Here is a 17,718-nt window from a genome sequence, read left to right as displayed (position 1 = left end):
TTAGGGGAATGATGAAATAATTATCGTTGGCGAAGGTGGATGCCGTCGGTGCGCTTGACGGTCTCCAGATCGAACAATTGGCCGAGCCGCTCGGCCACTCTCTCGGGCTGGCTGATCCTGAACCGGCCCGACGCTTCGAGCCCAGCGGTTCTTGCGTCGTCGACAATGATTGGCTTCACCGCGTAGCGGTTGGCTTCCGCAATGAGCTGATCGAGCCGGACCGAGCGATAGTCCGCCCAGCCAGACGGCCATTCGCGGCTGCCTTGCTGTGTCGGCGATGCGGCCGGTAGCTGCTCCTTGCCGCCGGGACCGTAGGTCACGGACCGTCCCGATGGCAGGACTTGGGCGCGCCGGTTGCCGGTTTCAGGGGCGCCGCCAAAGCGAATATCGGCTTCGCCGCGCAGCACCGTCACGCTGAGCGCGCCATTTTCCTCGAAACCGATATCGAATGCCGCATCCTCGGCCGTGACCACGCCGCCGCCCGCCTCGACGCGCAGTGGCTGTTCATTGTTGGTCACCGAAAGCCGGACGCGCCCTTTGGCAAGCCGGAGATGGCGCGTCGCTTGCGCAAATGAGACTTCGAGCCGGCTATCGGTATCGAGCACTGCGGTTGAACCATCGGCAAAGCGGAAGCTGCGGATTTCCCCGCGGCGGGTTACCAGCGGCTCGGCCGCGCGCGCCGTGAGCGCACCGTCTCCGAGCGGACCGGAGAGCGGAGCCCCGCCAGCGCCGAAAGCCAGAAATACCACCGCAGCGGCGGCGATCACGGCTCCCGCCGACAGCCAGCGTCGCGCGGCCGGGCGTCGGCCGCGGCGCTGTTCGGTTTGCGCAGTGCCGTGACGCGGCGAGGATTTCAGGATCGCCGAGGCGGCGAGCTTCTTCGTGATCCGTTCATAGGCCGCCTTGTGGTCTGGCGAGGCCGAAAGCCAGGCGTCGAACTCGCCGCGGTGCGCCTCGGGGTTCTCGCCGCGCATCTTCACGAGCCAGGCGTGCGCTACCGTGTCGACCGGATAATCGTCAGACGCCTCACTCATTGGCCGCCGTCCACCACCTTCGCGATAAAGCCGAGCGCCCTCATCATATGATATTCCACCGTCGCGATGCTGATGCCGAGGCATTCATGTATCTCACGATAGCTGAGTTCGTCGACCCGGTGCATCAGAAACACCCGGCGTGTCTTTGGCGGCATGGCGTCGACCGCCTCTTCATAGAGCCGGAGAAGGTCGTCGGCTTCCATATTCCATTCCTGCTGCGGCGGGCTGGCGGCGTCGCTTTCCTCCTGAAAGGAAAAGAAAAGCGCGGGGTTGCGCCGTTGTCTCCGGGCACGGTCGATCAGCAGATTCTGCGCTATGCGGCGAAGGAAGCCGCCGGGATTGGCGAGGCTGTGGCGATGATCGCTGCCCGCCGCGCGCGCGAAAACTTCCTGCACGAGATCCGGCGCTTCTTCAGGCCCCGCCTTTCGGCGAAGAAAATGAAAGAGCCAAGGACCATGCGCCCGAAAAGCGTCATCGAGGTCGCAAGCCTCCGCCGGTGCCATGACTGGCCGGTCGTCGGGATGCGCGTGACAGGCCGACGACACCGAAAAGGGGTGGCGCTGCTGTGACAATTTCTTGGAGGAAAAGGAAGACAAGGGACACAGCCGACCGGCACGAGACAGCAGTCCGGCGCTTGCCGGGCTATCGATCTCCCAACGCTGTGCCGCCGTTGGGCCGCGCGAGGGCGACCTGGTCCGGATCGGCCGCCTGTCCGGCAAGGACGGGCGTTCATAATGGCTGGCGATATTATCGCACGGGCGTTGCCAGATCGATCCCGCACCCCGAATCATGTCAGCATGGCCGCGCAAAGACAAGGATTATGGGTGGAATCAGGCGCTGAGCGCCGGGTCCGGCTCTATGACGCGCCTCCGAGTAGCCGGGCGTAGCTGGCCGCTTCGCCGGCGCGGCGTTCGTGATAGCGCAGCAGAAGGTTGCGCGTCCCGTGCGGCGTGCCGCTTGTCAGCGCGGCCGCGAGCGCATCGAGTTCCGCGGCTGTTTCGCCGACAAGCTGTTCGTCGAGGTGCCGCGCCAGATGGAGGCGGTCGCCGAGCGCAGTGATACTCGCGACCAGTTCGCCATTGCCCGACCGCGCGGCCATTTCGATGAACAGCCCGGCGGTTCGGTCGGGATAGTCGCCATCCTGCGGATCTGGCGCCGCGCGCCCGCGCGGGGTCGTCGCAAGCGCCGCGAGCAGCAGAATGAGGTGGAGTTCGAGCATGTCGCGATATTCGGTCTCGGACAGGCGGTGCGCGTGAAATCCGTCTCCATGGGTGAAATCGACCATGCGCTCGCCCGCCAGACGGTAGAGGCAGTCGCGCACCGGTGTCACGCTGACCCCGAGTTGATCGGCGATCTTCGCCGACTCCAGTCGGCTGCCGGGCGCCCAGCCGCCCGCCATCAACCGGCGCTTGATGGCCTCATAGGTCGGCTCGACGACATGCGCGGGGCTCATGCGCCGTTCCGTTCAGCCGCTGCGAAGTCTGCCAGCATCTCCATCTGGTCGGGACGCAGCCCATCGACCGCGCCGATATGCTCCGGGACTTCGCCTCCGAGCAGAACCGAGGGGCATTGGCCTTCATAATTGCCAAGATTGGGACGGTGCTGGCGGTAGCCTGCGAGCGCGGCGAGTTCGGGCGGGAAGCCGCGCGCGACCTCGGGTGGATAGGCGAGCCACAAATTCTCATAGGGCTTGAGCCAGCCGAGACTGTAGCCGATCACGACGCCGCGACGCACCTCGTTGGTGATATTGGCGCCGGCGCCATGCGTGGTCGAGCCCAGAAAACAGATCGCGGCGCCCGGCTCGCACGCTGCGACAATCGGTTCGCCAGGGTCCGGCTTCGCCATGCCCTCCGCGCCATGGCTGTGCGGATAGATGTGCGTCGCGCCATTGTCCGCAGCGAAGGGAGTGAGCGGCCAGATCACATTGACCAGAAATTCATGCGCCCCCTTTTCGCCGGCCCACATATCATGGTCGCGGTGCGGGAATTGCCGGATTTCACCAGGATGGATTTCGATCGCCTGCGCGACATTGAGCTGGATGCTCTCACAGGCCTCGCCGAGAATGGATTCGACCGCCGCGAGGATTGTCGGCTCGAGTGCCAGAGCCTGCGCCCAAGCCGAGCGCTTCATCAGCGCACCGAATCTTTTGGTGCGATGACCGTAGAAGTCGCCGCGCCCAAACGGTGTCGCGGCGAAGACCGGATCGAGATCGGCGTCGAGCGCCGCAATCGCATCCGGGGGAATCAGGTCGGGGACGATGCAATATCCTGTCCGGCGCAGTTCGCGGGCAAGATCATCGGACGCAAGACCGGTCATGCTTCCGCCTCCCCATCGTCGTCGGCGAGGCGGAGCGAGAGCGGCGCATAGACGCCGCCGCGCTTGAGGTCGTCCAGCACATGCGCGTCGATATGGATGTGCAATGCCATCAATCTCCCGCCCGGATCCGCGGCCTTCGGCACGAGCGCCTCGCATCTCCAGCCGAACTCCCGTACCTGATCGAACCAGCACAGGTCGGCGACGCCGGTATAATCGGTGATGCCTTCGCGCAGCGCATGCTCTGCAAGGGCGGTCACCAGCTGGTCGCGCGCGGCGCGGCGCGATGCTGCGTCCTGGTCGCGGTCGAGGCAGAAGCGGCTGATCTCGCAGACGGTTGGACCGCGCGGCACCTCGCCCGCGCACAGATGGGCATAATGCTCACCGAGAAGATGCGCGCCCTCGGTCGGGAGCAGCCGCGCCGATGCGCGGTGACGGCCATCGGCATCGAGAAGAATGAGGTAGCGCGCCGCCGGCGTGTCGAACTCGTCGAGCTCATATTGGCCGGCGAGCACCGGCAGGTCCCATTTGAGCAGGTCGATAAAGACGCTTTTGCGCGCGGCGAACATGGCGCGCAGCGCCGCATTCCCGGGCGCGGCAGGCGCCCGCGGGGTCGTGTCGATCATGATGATTCCTCGGCTGTTTGGTGCCGGGAATCAGATCATTTTCGGTGGACTGCGCGTATCCCAAGATATGAGGATGATTTGCGCGATTCCTTGAACCCTTGGTAGCGGAGCCTGTGGTTCGTCGTCACACGGGCGTCATCCGGACGATCAGCCGTGCGGTGTTCCGGCGCGAAGCGTCTGGAGCAGCGGACAGGCGGGATCGTCTCCGGCCTCGCAAGCCCGTACCGAAGCGGCGAGGACACGCTCCATCCGCTTGAGATCGGCGATCTTCGCGCGCACATCCGCAAGGTGCGACGAGGCGACGTCGCGCACCTCGGCGCAGGCAGCCTGGCCTCCAGTCGCGAGTTGGAGCAGCGCCCGCACCTCGTCGAGGGTGAAGCCAAGCTCACGGGCCCGGCGCACGAAGCCGAGGCGCCCTACATCCTCCTCGCCATAGCTGCGGTAGCGACCGCGCCGGAGCGGAACGTCGAGGACGCCGATCCGCTCATAATAGCGGATCGTTTCGATGTTGCAGCCTGTGCGGCGCGAGAGTTCGCCGATCTGCATCGCGCTGGTTGCGGCCATCGCAAAAATACCTCTTGAGTCTGTAGCTGCTACAGATGCTACGGCGTTCCCTCACACCGCACAAGGAACCGATCCCAATGCAGAATCGACCCAAGGGTATCGACGCCGGCGCGTTCACCTTAGCCGGCATCGCCGCGGCTTTCGGCGTTGCGTCCTGTTGCGCGCTGCCCTTCCTTCTGGCCTCCGCGGGGATCGGAGCCGCATGGCTCGGCGGCATCGCCATGGTGGCCATGCCTTATCGCACGCCGCTTCTCCTGATCGGGGCGGCATGCCTCATTCTCGGCGCCTTCCTGCTCTTCCGCCAGCAGCGGGCGGCCGCGCGCTGTGGCCCCAGCGGTGCCTGCACGCTCCGCTGGGTGCGCATCCTGACGCTTGCCGGCCTCCTGCTTGGCGCGGCGCTGCTGTGGGCGGGCTATCATTATGTCTGATGCTGGCCCCGAACTTCGTTCGACGATCACCTGTCCGCAGTGCGGCCATCGCGAGACGGAAACGATGCCGACCGACGCCTGTCAGTTCTTCTATGACTGCAAGGGCTGCGGCGCGGTGCTGAGGCCCGAGCCCGGCGACTGCTGCGTGTTCTGCTCCTATGGAACCACGCCCTGCCCGCCGATCCAGATCGGGGGCAAGGGCGCTTGCTGCGACTGAGCGGCACGCCCTCGCCTCGGCTGTCATGCCGGGCCTGCCTGCCTCCATGCTGAACATGGGGACAAGTCGCCGTTGACGCGGTCAGCGCGCGTGCCACCAGTCATAAACGTCCCCGAATCCGATGAGGCCGTCGAAGAGCGCGCATAGGGTCAGCATCTGGCCGCAATGCACGTCGTAGCGGTCGCGCGCCGTCTTGAGATGCTGGACGACCGTCACTTCACCGATCCCGAGAATGACCGCCACCTCGGCCGCGGTCTTGCCGCGAGCTGTCCATAATACGCATTCGCGCTGCCGTTCGCTCAGCGTCGCCCGGCTTTTTAGCGGTACGGTGCCGACGAGTTGGCGTGCCGAGACGATCGCGAGCGCGCCGATAATTTCGGCAATGCGGAGCATATCGTCCTGGAGCTCGCTTTGCGGGCGCAGGACGAAAGAGCAGGCGCCGCTGGCCTCGCCGGGAAGGTGGCGCGGCACCGTATAACCATCGGCGAGACCATATTCGCGGCCGACATGGAGCATTTGCCGGTCGCCGCGGGTCAGGGGGATATAGCTTTCGATCTCGTCCCAGCGGAAACCGGTCATCGACCGTTCGCCGGCGCGGCGCACCGGATCGGCACCGCCGAGATCGAAGCCGACATAGACCTTGGCCCAGGCGTCGGGGTAATTGTGAACCAGCAGGGATGCCGGCTCGGCATTGCCGCGCCGGTCATAGGCGAGCGCGAAATGGTCGAAGCCGAGGCGCATCGATGCGCGCGCGAGGGCTTCGAAGAGCCCGTCCTCATTCGTCGCCGTGGAAATTTCGAGGGCGAGTTCCTCCATCAAACAAAAATGCTTCACTGTGACCGTCCGGTCGCCGGCACGTTCCCAACCCGTCGATCCCGCGAGCCGCTCCCTGGGTCGCCGGTCCCGGTTCCTCTCCGGCACGGACGACAGATGGGACATTATGCGACTGGTCCCGGCCCTCGGCGAGGCGGGCTTTTGCCCTAACCCCTGCTGCGCGATGGCGATCGCTTCCCGGTCCTAATCGATTGGCCGGAAACGGGAAAGGCGCGGGTCCCGGAAAATTGGCCCCAGATCTGCATCTATTTCCGGTTCGCCGGGCGCTGCCGCGCGGCGCCCGGAAAGAGAGCGAGAGGAAGGAACGGGTCCTGGCGAGCGGATCGAAGGAGGCGGGAGTGGCCCTGCCTCCGGTCCGCCGCGGAGACCTTGCATGACATATCATTCCTTCTTCCCGCACTTGGCGCTCGCGTGGCCCGTCCGCCCGACCGGCGTGTACGCCCCAACCCTGGCCGGGAGGGCGGCGGCATGAAACTCCTGACCCCCGATCTCGCGGCGCGACTACGCGCCAACGACGCGGCCCATCGCGCCGCCGTCGCGCGCGGCGGGCGCGAACCCGACCCGGCACCCGTCGTGCGCTTCTTCAACCCGGTGGGCTCGGCGACCTGGCTCGCGACCGAGATGGACGAGGACGGGATCCTGTTCGGCCTTGCCGATCTCGGCTTCGGATGTCCCGAGCTGGGCAGTTTCGCGCTCGCCGAACTCGAAGCAGTCCGGTTGCCCTACGGCCTCGGCATCGAGCGCGACCTCGGCTTCACACCGCATCATCCGCTCTCCGTATATGCGGCGGCGGCTCGCAGCGCGGGCTCGATCCTGCTCGGCGAGCGGAGTTTGCGCGAAGCGGCGGCGCGGATGAGCGGGCGCGGCTCCCGAATTGCCGGGTGCGGATAGGTCCGCCTGCGGCGGCCCCAAAAAGGGAGAGGAGGGCCGGTTTTTCGTGACGGGCTTGGAAGCCGGGAGAGTGTCTCGCGGCGGCCCGTCATGGAGAATGGCCATGGCCAGAACTGCCGCCAAAATCACCCTCAGCCCGTCGCGCGATATCCCGCTCGACCGGCTGGTCCTGTCGCAGTCCAATGTCCGGCGTGTGAAGGCCGGTGTGTCGATCGATGCGCTCGCCGACGATATCGACCGGCGCGGGCTGCTCCAGAGCCTCAACGTCCGGCCACTGCTCGGCGCCGACGGCCAGGAAACCGGCCGGTACGAGATACCGGCCGGCGGGCGCCGCCACCGCGCGCTGGAACTGCTGGTGAAGCGCAAAAGGCTCGCGAAGGATGCGCCGATCCCCTGCGTCGTGCGCGTCGCCGACAATGACATCCTCGCCGAAGAGGACAGCCTCGCCGAAAACAGCTTTCGCGAGCAGCTTCATCCGCTCGATGAGTTTCGCGCGATGCTGGTGATGGTCGAGAAGGACACCGGGATCGAGGAAATCGCCGCGCACTTCCACACCACTCCGGCCGCGGTGCGCCAGCGGCTCAGGCTTGCAGGTGTCTCGCCGAAGCTCCACACCCTCTATGCCGATGATGCGATGACGCTCGACCAGCTCATGGCGTTCACCGTGTCGGACGATCATGCGCGCCAGGAAGAGCTGTGGGACCAGCTCGAACACAGCTTCAACAAATCGGCGGCCTATATTCGCCAAAAGCTGACCGAGAACAGCGTGCGCGCCGCCGACAAACGGACATGCTTCGTGGGTCTGGGCGCCTATGTCGAAGCCGGTGGCAGCGTCGTTCGCGACCTGTTCGAGGCCGATGGCGGCGGCTGGCTCACCGATCCGGCGCTTCTCGACCGGTTGGTCGATGAGCGGCTGAAGGCGGAAGGCGAGCGTGTCCTGGCCGAAGGCTGGAAATGGGTGACGACCTCGATCGACCTGCCGTGGGACGCCACGCGCGGCCTCCGCGAAATCGACCGCGAGGTGATCCCGATGAGCGACGATGAGCTGGCGCGCGTCGCCGCGCTCGAGGTCGAAGCCGAGGAACTCGACACGGAATGGGCCGATGCGCCGGAGGTTCCGGCCGAGGTCCACGCGCGGCTCGATGCAGTCGAGACCGAGCTCGGCGCGCTTGCGGACCGACCGGAGCTTTTCGACCCTGCCCAGATGGCGATCGCCGGCGCTTTCGTCTCGATCGACCGCGATGGTTCGGTGCGGGTCGAGCGTGGATTCGTGAAGCCCGAGGACGAGCCCGAGACGGAAGCGTCCGAAGACGAAGCGCATTCGGCCGCGGACGGCGATGCCCGGTCCGCCGGTCCAGACGCGGGCGGCGAAGCCGCGGTGTTGGCCGACGCTGGCGAGGACGAGGAGGTGGAGACACTCCGGCCCCTTCCCGATCGGCTCGTGTCGGATCTGACGGCGTGGCGCACGCTCGCGCTTCAGGACGCCTTCGCGCAGGATCCGGCGACCGCCTTCGCTTCGGTTCTCCATGCCCTCGTGCTCGGCTGCTTCTATTCGAGCAGCAGGGAAAGCTGCGTTCAGGTGTCGCCGAACCGCGTCTATTTCACGAACGCGCCCAACAATTTGCGCGATTGCGGTCCGGCACAGGCGATCGATGCGCGGGCCGCCCAATGGAAGGAGCGGCTCCCGCAGTCGGACAAGGAGGTGTGGGACTATCTGCTGACGCTTGATGGCGACGAGCAGACGAAGCTGTTCGCGCATTGTGCGTCGCTCTGCGTCAACGCGCAGGCCGAGATCGTCCCCAAATATGACAATGGCCGCATCTCGGCGCATGGCGTCGCGCGCCGGATCGCGCACAGCCATGTGCTGGCGCAGGCGGTGGGGCTCGATGTACTCGGCGCGGGCTGGCGTCCGACGGCCGACGGCTATTTCCGCAGCGTGACCAAGCCGCGGATCCTCGCCGACATCGCCGAAGCGCGGGGCGACAATTTTGCCCAGATGATCGACCATCTCAAAAAGGCCGACATGGCACGCGAGGCCGAGCGGCTGCTCGAAGACAGCGACTGGCTTCCGGCGCCGCTGCGCACGCCCGGTCTCGAGCCCGCGGTTCCGGCTGCGGCGAATGATGACGCCTTGGACGCGCTTCCGCCGGGTCTCGCCCACGCGCTCGATGACGATGTCGCGGGCGGCGATGCGGTTGCGGCCGAATAGCCGCTGCTGGGCCAGGCAGGCCCGCCCGATCTCAAACTTAAAAAGCCCGGCCGCGTGCCGGGCTTTCCTTCTTCCGGAGAATTGAAATGTCCAATCTTGTCAATGAACTGGCGCCGGTGACGATGTCGGGCGCAGACCATGGAGGGCGTCATGGCTGACCGCGTCCCTGTTTCGATCACGATCGGCGGCCATGCCGACCAATCGACCTTCGCCGAGCTTGCGGCCCTGATCGCCATGGAGGGCCTGTCGACCGAATGGGATGGTCCATCCTTCGAGCCCGGCCATCGCACTATCGGCGAGGCGGTGTCGCTCCACGCGCATGAGGTCGCCTGGGGCCGGGTCGAAGCCCTCGAAAGCTTCTGTGCCGAGAAGGGGCTGCCGTTTGTCCGCTGGTCGGGGAGCTATCCCGGCGAATGGAGCGCCGAACGGATCGTCTTCCGCGGTGCGGGCACGATCGATTCCTACATGGTCGATGAATCCGACCGCGTCATGATCGACCGCTATCTGGTGAACGAGCGCGGAAGCATCGCGGCGGTCCTCGCCTATTTCGACGCCGCGGCCTTTGTCGTGCCGCCGCTGGTGGTCGAGGGCGATCCCCCACCGGTGGATGCGGCTGCTGTGGAGGAGGCCTGTCATGGCTGACTATTTCTCCCAGACGGTCATCAAGCCCGATGTCCCGGTCGCGGCCATGACCGTGCTCGAGCGAAGGATCCTTGGCGAAATCTTCGAGCATGAGGATATGGGCGACGACGTCTATTTCTTCGCGAGCGCGGGTCCGAACGACTTTCTGTTCCTGTCGGTCGATGAGGCGAAGACGCTGCTTGCGGAAAGCAAGGGCGTTCAAAGCTGCACCGCCGAACTGGTCGAAAGGGAGCTCGGCGAATGCGAGGCGGGGACGACCGAACTCGAGATCGATGTGTCGATGTTCGGCTATGAGGCCATCCTCCAGGACATCGTGCGGCGATCGGAGACACTCGATCATTTGCAGGTGATGATGGCCTGGACCTGCTCGAAGATGCGCCCCGATGGCTTCGGCGGCATGGCCAACTTCATCACCGCCGACGACATCGACACGATGTCGACGACGGGTTTCCTTGAAGAAGCTCTTGGCCGGCTTCAGGGCGAACATCCTCCGCGCTGATCGATCCAGTGCTGACAAACCGACTGAAAGGCCCGGCTCTGTGCCGGGCTTTTCCTTTTTGGGGAGGTAGGTCCTTGTTTGGGAAGGCAGGCATGTCCGCCTCCCTTTTTCCCACCTCTTCGACCCGTTCAAAGGAGGCAAGCCGATGCCCGAGATTGTCGAAACGACCATATATGGTCTCGAAGAGCTTTCCGAGGCGGCAAAGGATCGGGCCCGCGCTTGGTATCGCGAGGGCGGCTTCGATCATGATTGGTACGATGCTGCCTTCGCCGACTTCGAGCGCATCTGCGACCTTGTCGGCGTCGAACTGGCGACGCAGCGGGTCCGCCTGTTCGGCGGCGGCACGCGCGCGCGAAGCTGTATCTGGTTTTCGGGCTTTGCGAGCCAGGGCGACGGTGCCTGCTTCGAGGGTGTCTATCGCTACGCCAAGGCCGCGCTGAAGAATATCCGCGGCTATGCGCCAAAAGACGCCGAGCTTCATCGCATCGCCGGCGCGTTGCAGGCGGTCCAGCGCCGGAACTTCTATCAGCTTTCGTCGGTCGTCGCGCACCGCGGCCGATATCATCACGAATATAGCATGGCGATCGCTGTCGAGCGCGATGACCCGATGTTGCGGGAGATGACCGCGGATGCGGAGGATGAAATTGGCGAAGCACTGCGCGATCTGGCGCGCTGGCTCTACCGGCAGCTCGAGCGCGAGTTCGATTATCTGAACTCCGATGAAGCCGTCGACGAGGTGATCCTGGCCAATGGTTATGGCTTCACCGAAGCCGGGGACCGCTTTGGCTGAGAGGAAGAGGCGGGCCGGAAGGGGATAGCCCCAGGGTCCAGGAGAGAGCGCCTGGCGGCTGCCCTTCAACGCCTCTCCAGGATATTCCGCCATGCGAACCATTTTGCCCGACGCCGAAGCCGGCGCCGCCCCCATTGCCTCATCTCTTTCCTCACCTGCGGCCACCCCTGCGGCGCGGCTCTTCGATGCGGCCCAGCGCCTTCTTCCGCTGCTCGAGGACGGAACGCCCTTCGACACCGGGCAGCTCCGGATCGCGATGACGTCGGCCTACGGCCAGACCGATGCCGAGGGCGCATGGGACTGGAAGATGGCTTATGATGCGTGCGAGGCGGCGCAGGTCCTGCTGCTGCGCCGCTACGGGCGCGCGCTGGCCGCTCGCGGCCGCGCGCCGCAGCGCCAGCTCGCCATGTGGCAGCGCATCGCGGCGCGTGTCCCGACCCAGACGCGGCGCTCCGAGGAGGGGCAGTCCTTCCAGCAATTCTCGACCCCGCTGCCGCTCGCCTTCGTCGCCGCTTTCGCTGCCGCGATCCGGCCCGGCGATTGCGTGCTCGAGCCCTCGGCGGGGACGGGAATGCTCGCCGTGCACGCGGGTCTTGCCGGCGCGACGCTCGCGCTCAACGAATTCGCCGAACTGCGCGCGGGCTTGCTCGAGCTGCTCTTCGCGCCGACGCTGGTCAGCCGTCACGATGCCGCGGCGATCGACGACCGGCTCGATCCTGGGGTCGCGCCCGATGTCGTTCTGATCAACCCGCCATTCTCCTCACTCGTGAATGTCGATCGCAAGATGAAGGGCGCGGCGCTTCGTCACATCGCCTCGGCGCTGGCGCGGCTGAAAGACGGCGGCCGGCTTGTCGCCATCGTGGGTGCCGGCTGCTCGCCTGAGGCGCCGGCATGGCGCGGCGCCTTCATCCGCTTGCAGGAAAGCGCCACGCTTCGTTTCTCGGCGGCGATCGCCGGCAAGGTCTTCGCCAGGCATGGCACGACGATACCCACCCGCCTCATCGTGATCGACAAGGTTCCCGCGGGCGATCCCGCGCAGCTTCCACAAAGCCGCGGCGAAGCCCCCGACCTTGCCACATTGCTCCAATGGGTCGAGGAGGATCTGCCGCCGCGCCCGGCACCGCCCGCTTTGCCCGTTGCACCGGCGACGGCGGTGCAGGCCCGAGCGACGGCGAATGTTGATGACGCATGTGCCCGGGCTTCGGCAAAGGCTGCGCCGCCCGGCGATGCCGGCGTCGAGCTTGGCTATGAAACATTGGACTGGGTGCCGCCCGAGGGCCAGCTCGGCGACACGATCTACGAGCCCTATGCACTTCAATCGCTCTCCATTCCCGGGGCGAGGCCGCATCCCACCGCGCTCGTCCAGTCGGCCTCGATGGCATCGGTCGCGCCCCCCAAGCCTGTCTATCGACCGCATCTGCCGGCGCATCTCGTCAGCGAAGGCGTGCTGTCCGACGCGCAGCTTGAATCGATCATCTATGCGGGCGAAGCCCATGGCGGGCATCTCTCGGGTGCGTGGACGGTCGATGCCACCTGGGACGTCGTCGGCGCCGCATCCGATGACGCGGAAGGCGCGGTGCAGTTCCGGCGCGGCTGGTTCCTCGGCGACGGCACCGGCGCGGGCAAAGGCCGGCAGGTCGCGGGCATCATTCTCGATAATATGCTGAAAGGCCGCCGCCGTGCGCTCTGGATCTCGAAGTCGGACAAGCTGCTCGAAGACGCGCAGCGCGACTGGTCGGCGCTGGGGCAGGAGAAATTGCTCGTCACGCCGCTGTCGCGCTTCCGGCAGGGGGCACCGGTGAAGCTCGGCGAGGCCATTCTCTTCACCACCTATGCGACATTGCGTTCGCAAGGGCGCGAGGGGAAGGCGAGCCGGATCGAGCAGATCGTCGAATGGCTCGGCCGCGACTTCGACGGCGTCATCATCTTCGATGAAGCCCATGCGATGGCCAATGCCGCGGGTGGGAAGGGCGAACGCGGCGATCAGAAGCCTTCGCAGCAAGGCCGTGCCGGGCTTCGCCTCCAACATGCGCTTCCCGAGGCGCGCATCGTCTATGTCTCGGCGACGGGTGCCACGACGGTTCAGAACCTCGCTTATGCGCAGCGTCTGGGTCTCTGGGGCGGCAGTGATTTCCCCTTCGCATCGCGTGCCGATTTCGTCGCGGCGATCGAGGACGGCGGGGTTGCGGCGATGGAAGTGCTCGCGCGCGACCTGAAGGCGCTCGGCCTTTACGCGTCGCGTTCGCTCTCCTTCGACGGCGTCGAATATGAGCTGCTCGAACATGCGCTGACGGGCGAACAACGGCGCATCTACGACAGCTATGCCGCCGCCTTCCAGGTCATCCACAATAATCTCAATGCCGCGATGGAGGCGGCGGGGGTGACGAGCGCAGAACATGGCACATTGAATGCCCAGGCCAAGTCGGCGGCGCGATCGGCGTTCGAGAGCACCAAGCAGCGCTTTTTCAACCATCTCATCACCGCGATGCAGACGCCGAGCGCGATCGCGAGCATCGCGCGCGATCTTGAGGCGGGCCATGCGGCGGTCGTTCAGATTGTCTCGACCGGCGAGGCGCTGCAGGAGCGGCGGCTGGCCGAGATCCAGGCGGACGAGTGGAACGATGTGTCGGTCGACATCACGCCGCGCGAATATGTGCTCGACTATCTTGCGTCGAGCTTCCCGGTCCAGCTCTTCGAGCCCTGCACCGACGGCGACGGCAATCTGTCGTCGCGCCCGGCCTATGACGGCGACGGCAATATGATCGTCAGCCGCGAAGCCTGTCGGCGCCGCGACGCGATGATCGAGAAGCTGGCGTCGCTGCCGCCCGTGCCGGGCGCGCTCGACCAGATCGTCCAGCATTTCGGGACCGCTATGGTGGCCGAGGTGACGGGGCGCTCGCGGCGGATCGTGCCGCGGGCCCGCGAGAGTGGCGACGTCCGTTTCGCGGTCGAGAACCGTCCGGGCAGCGCCAATGTCGGCGAGACCCATGCTTTCATGGACGATGAGAAGCGAATTCTCGTCTTTTCGGAAGCCGGCGGCACCGGGCGCTCCTATCATGCCGACCTTGGCGCGAAGAACCAGCGCCGCCGTATCCACTATCTGCTCGAGGCGGGCTGGAAGGCCGATGCCGCGATCCAGGGCTTCGGGCGCACGAACCGCACGAACCAGAGGCAGCCGCCGATGTTCCGCCCGGTATCGACCGACGTGAAAGCGCAGAAGCGCTTCATCTCGACGATCGCGCGGCGGCTCGACACGATGGGCGCGATCACGCGGGGGCAGCGGCAGACGGGCGGCCAGAATATGTTCAGCGCGCACGACAATCTGGAATCCTTCTATGCCCGCGACGCGCTCCGCCAGCTCTACATGCTGATCGTGCGCGGCAAGGTGGAGGGCTGCTCGCTGCTCTGCTTCGAGGCCGCGACCGGGCTGTCGCTGCTCGATGCCGAAGGCGGGATTCGCGACGAACTGCCGCCGATCACCACCTTCCTCAACCGCATGCTCGCGCTCACCATCGACCTACAGAATATCCTGTTCGACGCGTTCGAGGGGCTGCTCGTCGCCCGGGTCGAGGCGGCGATCGCGGCGGGCAGCTATGAGGTCGGCCTCGAGACGCTGCGCGCCGAGAGCTTCATCGTCACCGATCGCCGGACGATCTACACCCATCCCGGCACCGGCGCCGAGACTCAGCTTCTGACGATCGACCGGATTGACCGCGTCGTCCCGCTCTCGCTCGGCAAGGTGCTCGATCTCGCTCGGGCTGAAGAAGCGGCGTTGCTGGTGAACGGGCGTTCGGGCCGGGCAGCGGTCAAGCTGCGCGCGCGCAGCCTCGTCGACGACGAGGGTGCGGTGCATCGCCGCTTCCGCCTGATCCGCCCGATGGAGACTGTACTGATCCTCGCCGAGCAATTCGGGGCGAGCCACTGGACTATCGTCGATGCGGAGGCGTTTACCGCGGCGTGGGAAGCCGAACTTCGAGAGCTTCCTGAATATGAAACCGGCACGCTCCATATGGTCTCGGGGCTCCTGTTGCCGATCTGGCGCAGCCTGCCGAACGAGTCGACACGGGTCTACCGCCTGCAGACCGATGCTGGCGAGCGCGTGATCGGCCGCCGCGTATCGCCCGCATGGGCCGCTCGGATCGTCGATGACGGGCCGCCGAAGCTGTCGGCCGAACAAGCCTGGTCGATGTTGCTCGCGGGCGATGCCGTTTTCCACCTCGCTGAGGGTCAGCGCGTCGCGCGCGTCCGGGCCATGAACGACTGGCGGATCGAGCTTACCGGTTTCAACGATCTGGGTATCGAGCGGCTGAAGGCATTTGGCTTGATTTCGGAGATCGTCTCGTGGAAATTGAAGCTCTACGTGCCGGCAGGGGCTGCTGGCGCCGATGTGTTCGCCCGGCTCGTCGATCGGTTTCCGATCGAGCGGGTCAGCGACCGCAAGGCCGCCTGAAGGAGCCCCGCATGGAAAGCCCAGCCCGTGAACTCGCGCGCCGTCTCGGTGAGAATGCCGAGGCGGTGTGCCGTCATTATCTCTCGAACGGTCGCCGTGAAGGCCATTATTGGCTGGTCGGCGACGTGCATAATGCGCCGGGGCGAAGTCTTTACGTCCGGCTCAGCGGCAGCGAGGGCAAACCGCGCGCCGGAAAATGGACCGATGCGGCGACCGGCGATCATGGCGATCTCCTCGACATCATCGCCGCGAGCTGCGCGCATATGAGCCTCGGCGAAACGCTTGCCGAGGCGCGGCGCTTCCTGAGCCTGCCTCTGCCTGACCCGGTGAAGCGCAACCCGCGTCCGCGGCGGGCGAGCCCGGGAAGCAGGGAGGCGGCCGCGCGGCTTTGGGCGGCTTCGAAACCCATCGCCGGGACGCTGGTGCCAACCTATCTCGCGGACCGCGCTCTTCGGCGGGGCGGGGATTTGCCGGCGCTGCGATATCATCCGCATTGCTATTATCGCCGGTCCGAAGAGGATGCCCCATCGGTCAAGCCGGCATTCCCGGCGATGATTGCAGCGGTGACCGATTTGGACGGCTCGCTCATGGGCGTCCATCGGACCTGGCTCGATCCGGCACGGCCGGCCAAGGCGCCGGTGGCCTATCCGCGGCGCGCGATGGGACATCTTTTGGGGCATGGCGTGCGCTTCGGACTGGCGGGAGAGGTCATGGCCTTCGGCGAGGGCATCGAGACCATGTTGTCATTGCGCGAGGTTGCGCCATCGCTGCCGATCGTCGCCGGCCTCTCCGCAGCGCATCTCGCGGCGCTCCTGTTTCCGGCATGCCTGCGGCGCCTCTATGTCGCGCGCGACGATGATCCCGCCGGGCGTTCTGCCTGGGCCGCGCTGAACGAGCGCGCCTTGCCGCTCGGCATCGCGGTCCACGCGCTCGAGCCGCAGCGCGACGATCTCAATACCGATCTTCGCCGGTTCGGCCCGGCGCGGCTGGCGGAAAACTTGGGGTCGCAGTTGACGCCGGTCGACGCGGAGAGATTTCTTGGACGATGATCCCTGACGAAAACGGTTCGGCTTGGAGCCCGGACGCTATCGCGCTCTTTCAGCTATCGAGGCTCTTCTTTTCATAGATGGTCGTGATGGCCGTGCCGTCCCACATATAGCAGAGATGCCGTTCCTGCCGGCTGTTGGACAGGAGGCGCGGCCGGAAGACGGCGGCGCATTCGCCGCCGGGATCGCGGACGCTTTGGTAGAGGATACCGTCCGCACCCGCATCGCGCAGTTCGGCCCCGAGCCCTTGCGCATGGATATAGCTGTCCGGATCGTAGAGATACGCATGGCTGTCCGCGAGACCGCGAATGTCGTGGAGACCGGCCTCAAGGTCGACGGCATAGACGCGCATGTCGATCTCCTGCGCGGGCTCGTCGGTCGCTGCGAGGAATCTGGCGCGGTGGTGCCGCGTTTCCGCGATCGCGGTGTCCAGCGTGAGGCCGGCGTAGAAGACACCGAAGCTGCCGTCGGTAAAACGGCTGCCCTCGGGATTGAGATGGGTGAAGGCGGCCATGATCGGTGTCGTGCCGGGACCCGAAACACGGTCCTCGGGCGGCACCAGCGCGAGCACGCCGACTTCGTCGCGGAGGCGGTCGTTGGTCATCGCCTCGATCTGGAAGACCGCCTCGAGATCGGCCGGCTCGGCAACCTTTTCGAACAGGCCGATCGGCGGGAAGCGGCTGGGGATGATGCGATAGCAGGGCGTCCAGCTCGTCGCCGTCACCGGAATGTCGAGCGGCATGGGCTTAGCCGCGCTGCCCGTCGATATATTGCCGCACGACATAAAGGTCCGAGACATTGCCCGACACCATCCGGTCGAGGGCGGACTTGCCGGCGAAGCTCTTCGCCTTGTTCGGCTTGCGGACCCATTCGTCGGCGGTCTGCGGCACGAGAATCTGCAAGCCCTTGTAGATGCCCATGACATAGGAAATCCGCTCGAGCGCATCCTTCGAAAGCGCCGCGACCTCGCCGCGTTTCCAGTTATGCAGCGTCGAACGGCTGTCGAGCCCGAGGACCGCCATCTGCTCGCTTTCGCTGAGCTTCCACGCCTCGGCGATGTTGAAAAAGGTGCGCAGCGCCGGGCCGGTAAGATCCTTCCGGTCGATCATCTTGGCTACTGCCGTTGCCATGTCGGGCTCCTTTCATGGCCCATATGTTCCTTTATTGAACAAAAG

Annotated in this window: 18 protein-coding genes; 9 read left to right on the top strand and 9 right to left on the bottom strand. The window is 65.9% G+C overall.

Annotated elements, in window-relative coordinates:
* Positions 1-20 precede the first annotated feature (20 nt).
* The 6 genes from BWQ93_RS15665 to BWQ93_RS15640 form a co-directional block, all read right to left on the bottom strand.
* Entirely contained in the window at positions 21-1,034 is a 1,014-nt protein-coding gene (locus BWQ93_RS15665; RefSeq protein ID WP_077031322.1) for a FecR family protein, read from the bottom strand.
* Complete coding sequence (locus BWQ93_RS21305; protein WP_083720951.1) at positions 1,031-1,825, bottom strand: RNA polymerase sigma factor; 795 nt, start codon at positions 1,823-1,825, stop codon at positions 1,031-1,033. The genes BWQ93_RS15665 and BWQ93_RS21305 overlap by 4 nt, the downstream gene beginning before the upstream one ends.
* A 65-nt stretch (positions 1,826-1,890) precedes the next feature.
* Positions 1,891-2,487 (bottom strand): GntR family transcriptional regulator, encoded by a 597-nt coding sequence (locus BWQ93_RS15655; protein WP_077031320.1) that lies wholly within the window; start codon positions 2,485-2,487, stop codon positions 1,891-1,893.
* The gene (locus BWQ93_RS15650; RefSeq protein ID WP_077031319.1) at positions 2,484-3,350 is read right to left on the bottom strand and encodes a phytanoyl-CoA dioxygenase family protein; all 867 of its coding nucleotides are present in this window, start codon (positions 3,348-3,350) and stop codon (positions 2,484-2,486) included. Before BWQ93_RS15650 ends, BWQ93_RS15655 begins: the two co-directional genes overlap by 4 nt.
* Positions 3,347-3,973 carry an acyl-homoserine-lactone synthase gene (locus tag BWQ93_RS15645; protein ID WP_067186751.1) on the bottom strand — a complete coding sequence of 209 codons (627 nt, stop codon included), beginning with the start codon at positions 3,971-3,973 and terminating at the stop codon, positions 3,347-3,349. Before BWQ93_RS15645 ends, BWQ93_RS15650 begins: the two co-directional genes overlap by 4 nt.
* A 147-nt stretch (positions 3,974-4,120) precedes the next feature.
* Positions 4,121-4,537 (bottom strand): MerR family transcriptional regulator, encoded by a 417-nt coding sequence (locus BWQ93_RS15640; protein WP_077031318.1) that lies wholly within the window; start codon positions 4,535-4,537, stop codon positions 4,121-4,123.
* Positions 4,538-4,614: 77 nt separating this feature from the next.
* On the opposite strand from BWQ93_RS15640, the gene BWQ93_RS15635 reads away from it, so the two are divergent.
* Both BWQ93_RS15635 and BWQ93_RS15630 read left to right on the top strand, forming a co-directional pair.
* On the top strand, positions 4,615-4,965 hold the full coding sequence (locus BWQ93_RS15635; RefSeq protein WP_077031317.1) for a mercuric transporter MerT family protein: 351 nt from the start codon (positions 4,615-4,617) through the stop codon (positions 4,963-4,965).
* On the top strand, positions 4,958-5,182 hold the full coding sequence (locus tag BWQ93_RS15630; RefSeq protein WP_077031316.1) for a GDCCVxC domain-containing (seleno)protein: 225 nt from the start codon (positions 4,958-4,960) through the stop codon (positions 5,180-5,182). Before BWQ93_RS15635 ends, BWQ93_RS15630 begins: the two co-directional genes overlap by 8 nt.
* 81 nt (positions 5,183-5,263) lie before the next feature.
* Here the strand turns inward: BWQ93_RS15630 and BWQ93_RS15625 are convergent, their stop codons facing one another.
* Positions 5,264-5,998, bottom strand: coding sequence for a LuxR family transcriptional regulator (locus BWQ93_RS15625; RefSeq protein WP_077031315.1), 735 nt, complete (start codon positions 5,996-5,998; stop codon positions 5,264-5,266).
* A 486-nt stretch (positions 5,999-6,484) separates the two neighbouring features.
* Between BWQ93_RS15625 and BWQ93_RS15620 the strand changes: the two genes are divergently transcribed.
* The 7 genes from BWQ93_RS15620 (at position 6,485) to BWQ93_RS15590 (ending at position 16,546) form a co-directional block, all read left to right on the top strand.
* A complete protein-coding gene (locus BWQ93_RS15620; protein ID WP_077031314.1) occupies positions 6,485-6,907 on the top strand; it encodes a DUF2958 domain-containing protein in 423 nt (140 codons plus the stop codon).
* Positions 6,908-7,010: 103 nt separating this feature from the next.
* The gene (locus tag BWQ93_RS15615; protein ID WP_077032459.1) at positions 7,011-9,116 is read left to right on the top strand and encodes a ParB/RepB/Spo0J family partition protein; all 2,106 of its coding nucleotides are present in this window, start codon (positions 7,011-7,013) and stop codon (positions 9,114-9,116) included.
* A gap of 150 nt (positions 9,117-9,266) precedes the next feature.
* Entirely contained in the window at positions 9,267-9,758 is a 492-nt protein-coding gene (locus BWQ93_RS15610; RefSeq protein ID WP_077032458.1) for a hypothetical protein, read from the top strand.
* Positions 9,751-10,257, top strand: a complete 507-nt coding sequence (locus tag BWQ93_RS15605) for a hypothetical protein (RefSeq protein WP_077031313.1) — start codon at positions 9,751-9,753, stop codon at positions 10,255-10,257. The genes BWQ93_RS15610 and BWQ93_RS15605 overlap by 8 nt, the downstream gene beginning before the upstream one ends.
* Before the next feature lie 145 nt (positions 10,258-10,402).
* Positions 10,403-11,047, top strand: coding sequence for an antitoxin of toxin-antitoxin stability system (locus tag BWQ93_RS15600; RefSeq protein WP_077031312.1), 645 nt, complete (start codon positions 10,403-10,405; stop codon positions 11,045-11,047).
* Between the two features lie 91 nt (positions 11,048-11,138).
* Positions 11,139-15,497, top strand: a complete 4,359-nt coding sequence (locus BWQ93_RS15595) for a strawberry notch family protein (RefSeq protein ID WP_077031311.1) — start codon at positions 11,139-11,141, stop codon at positions 15,495-15,497.
* 11 nt (positions 15,498-15,508) lie between these two features.
* Positions 15,509-16,546 carry a DUF7146 domain-containing protein gene (locus tag BWQ93_RS15590; RefSeq protein WP_077031310.1) on the top strand — a complete coding sequence of 346 codons (1,038 nt, stop codon included), beginning with the start codon at positions 15,509-15,511 and terminating at the stop codon, positions 16,544-16,546.
* Between the two features lie 49 nt (positions 16,547-16,595).
* Here BWQ93_RS15590 and BWQ93_RS15585 read toward each other — a convergent pair whose 3' ends face one another.
* Together BWQ93_RS15585 and BWQ93_RS15580 are read right to left on the bottom strand one after the other, a co-directional pair.
* Positions 16,596-17,285 carry an RES family NAD+ phosphorylase gene (locus BWQ93_RS15585; RefSeq protein WP_077031309.1) on the bottom strand — a complete coding sequence of 230 codons (690 nt, stop codon included), beginning with the start codon at positions 17,283-17,285 and terminating at the stop codon, positions 16,596-16,598.
* A gap of 4 nt (positions 17,286-17,289) precedes the next feature.
* The gene (locus tag BWQ93_RS15580) at positions 17,290-17,673 is read right to left on the bottom strand and encodes an antitoxin Xre-like helix-turn-helix domain-containing protein (protein ID WP_077031308.1); all 384 of its coding nucleotides are present in this window, start codon (positions 17,671-17,673) and stop codon (positions 17,290-17,292) included.
* Positions 17,674-17,718 lie beyond the last annotated feature (45 nt).

This window comes from Sphingopyxis sp. QXT-31, from assembly GCF_001984035.1.
Taxonomy (GTDB): domain Bacteria; phylum Pseudomonadota; class Alphaproteobacteria; order Sphingomonadales; family Sphingomonadaceae; genus Sphingopyxis.
The sequence above is the reverse complement of the archived record's forward strand: the minus strand, read 5'-3'. Positions and strand labels throughout refer to the sequence as shown.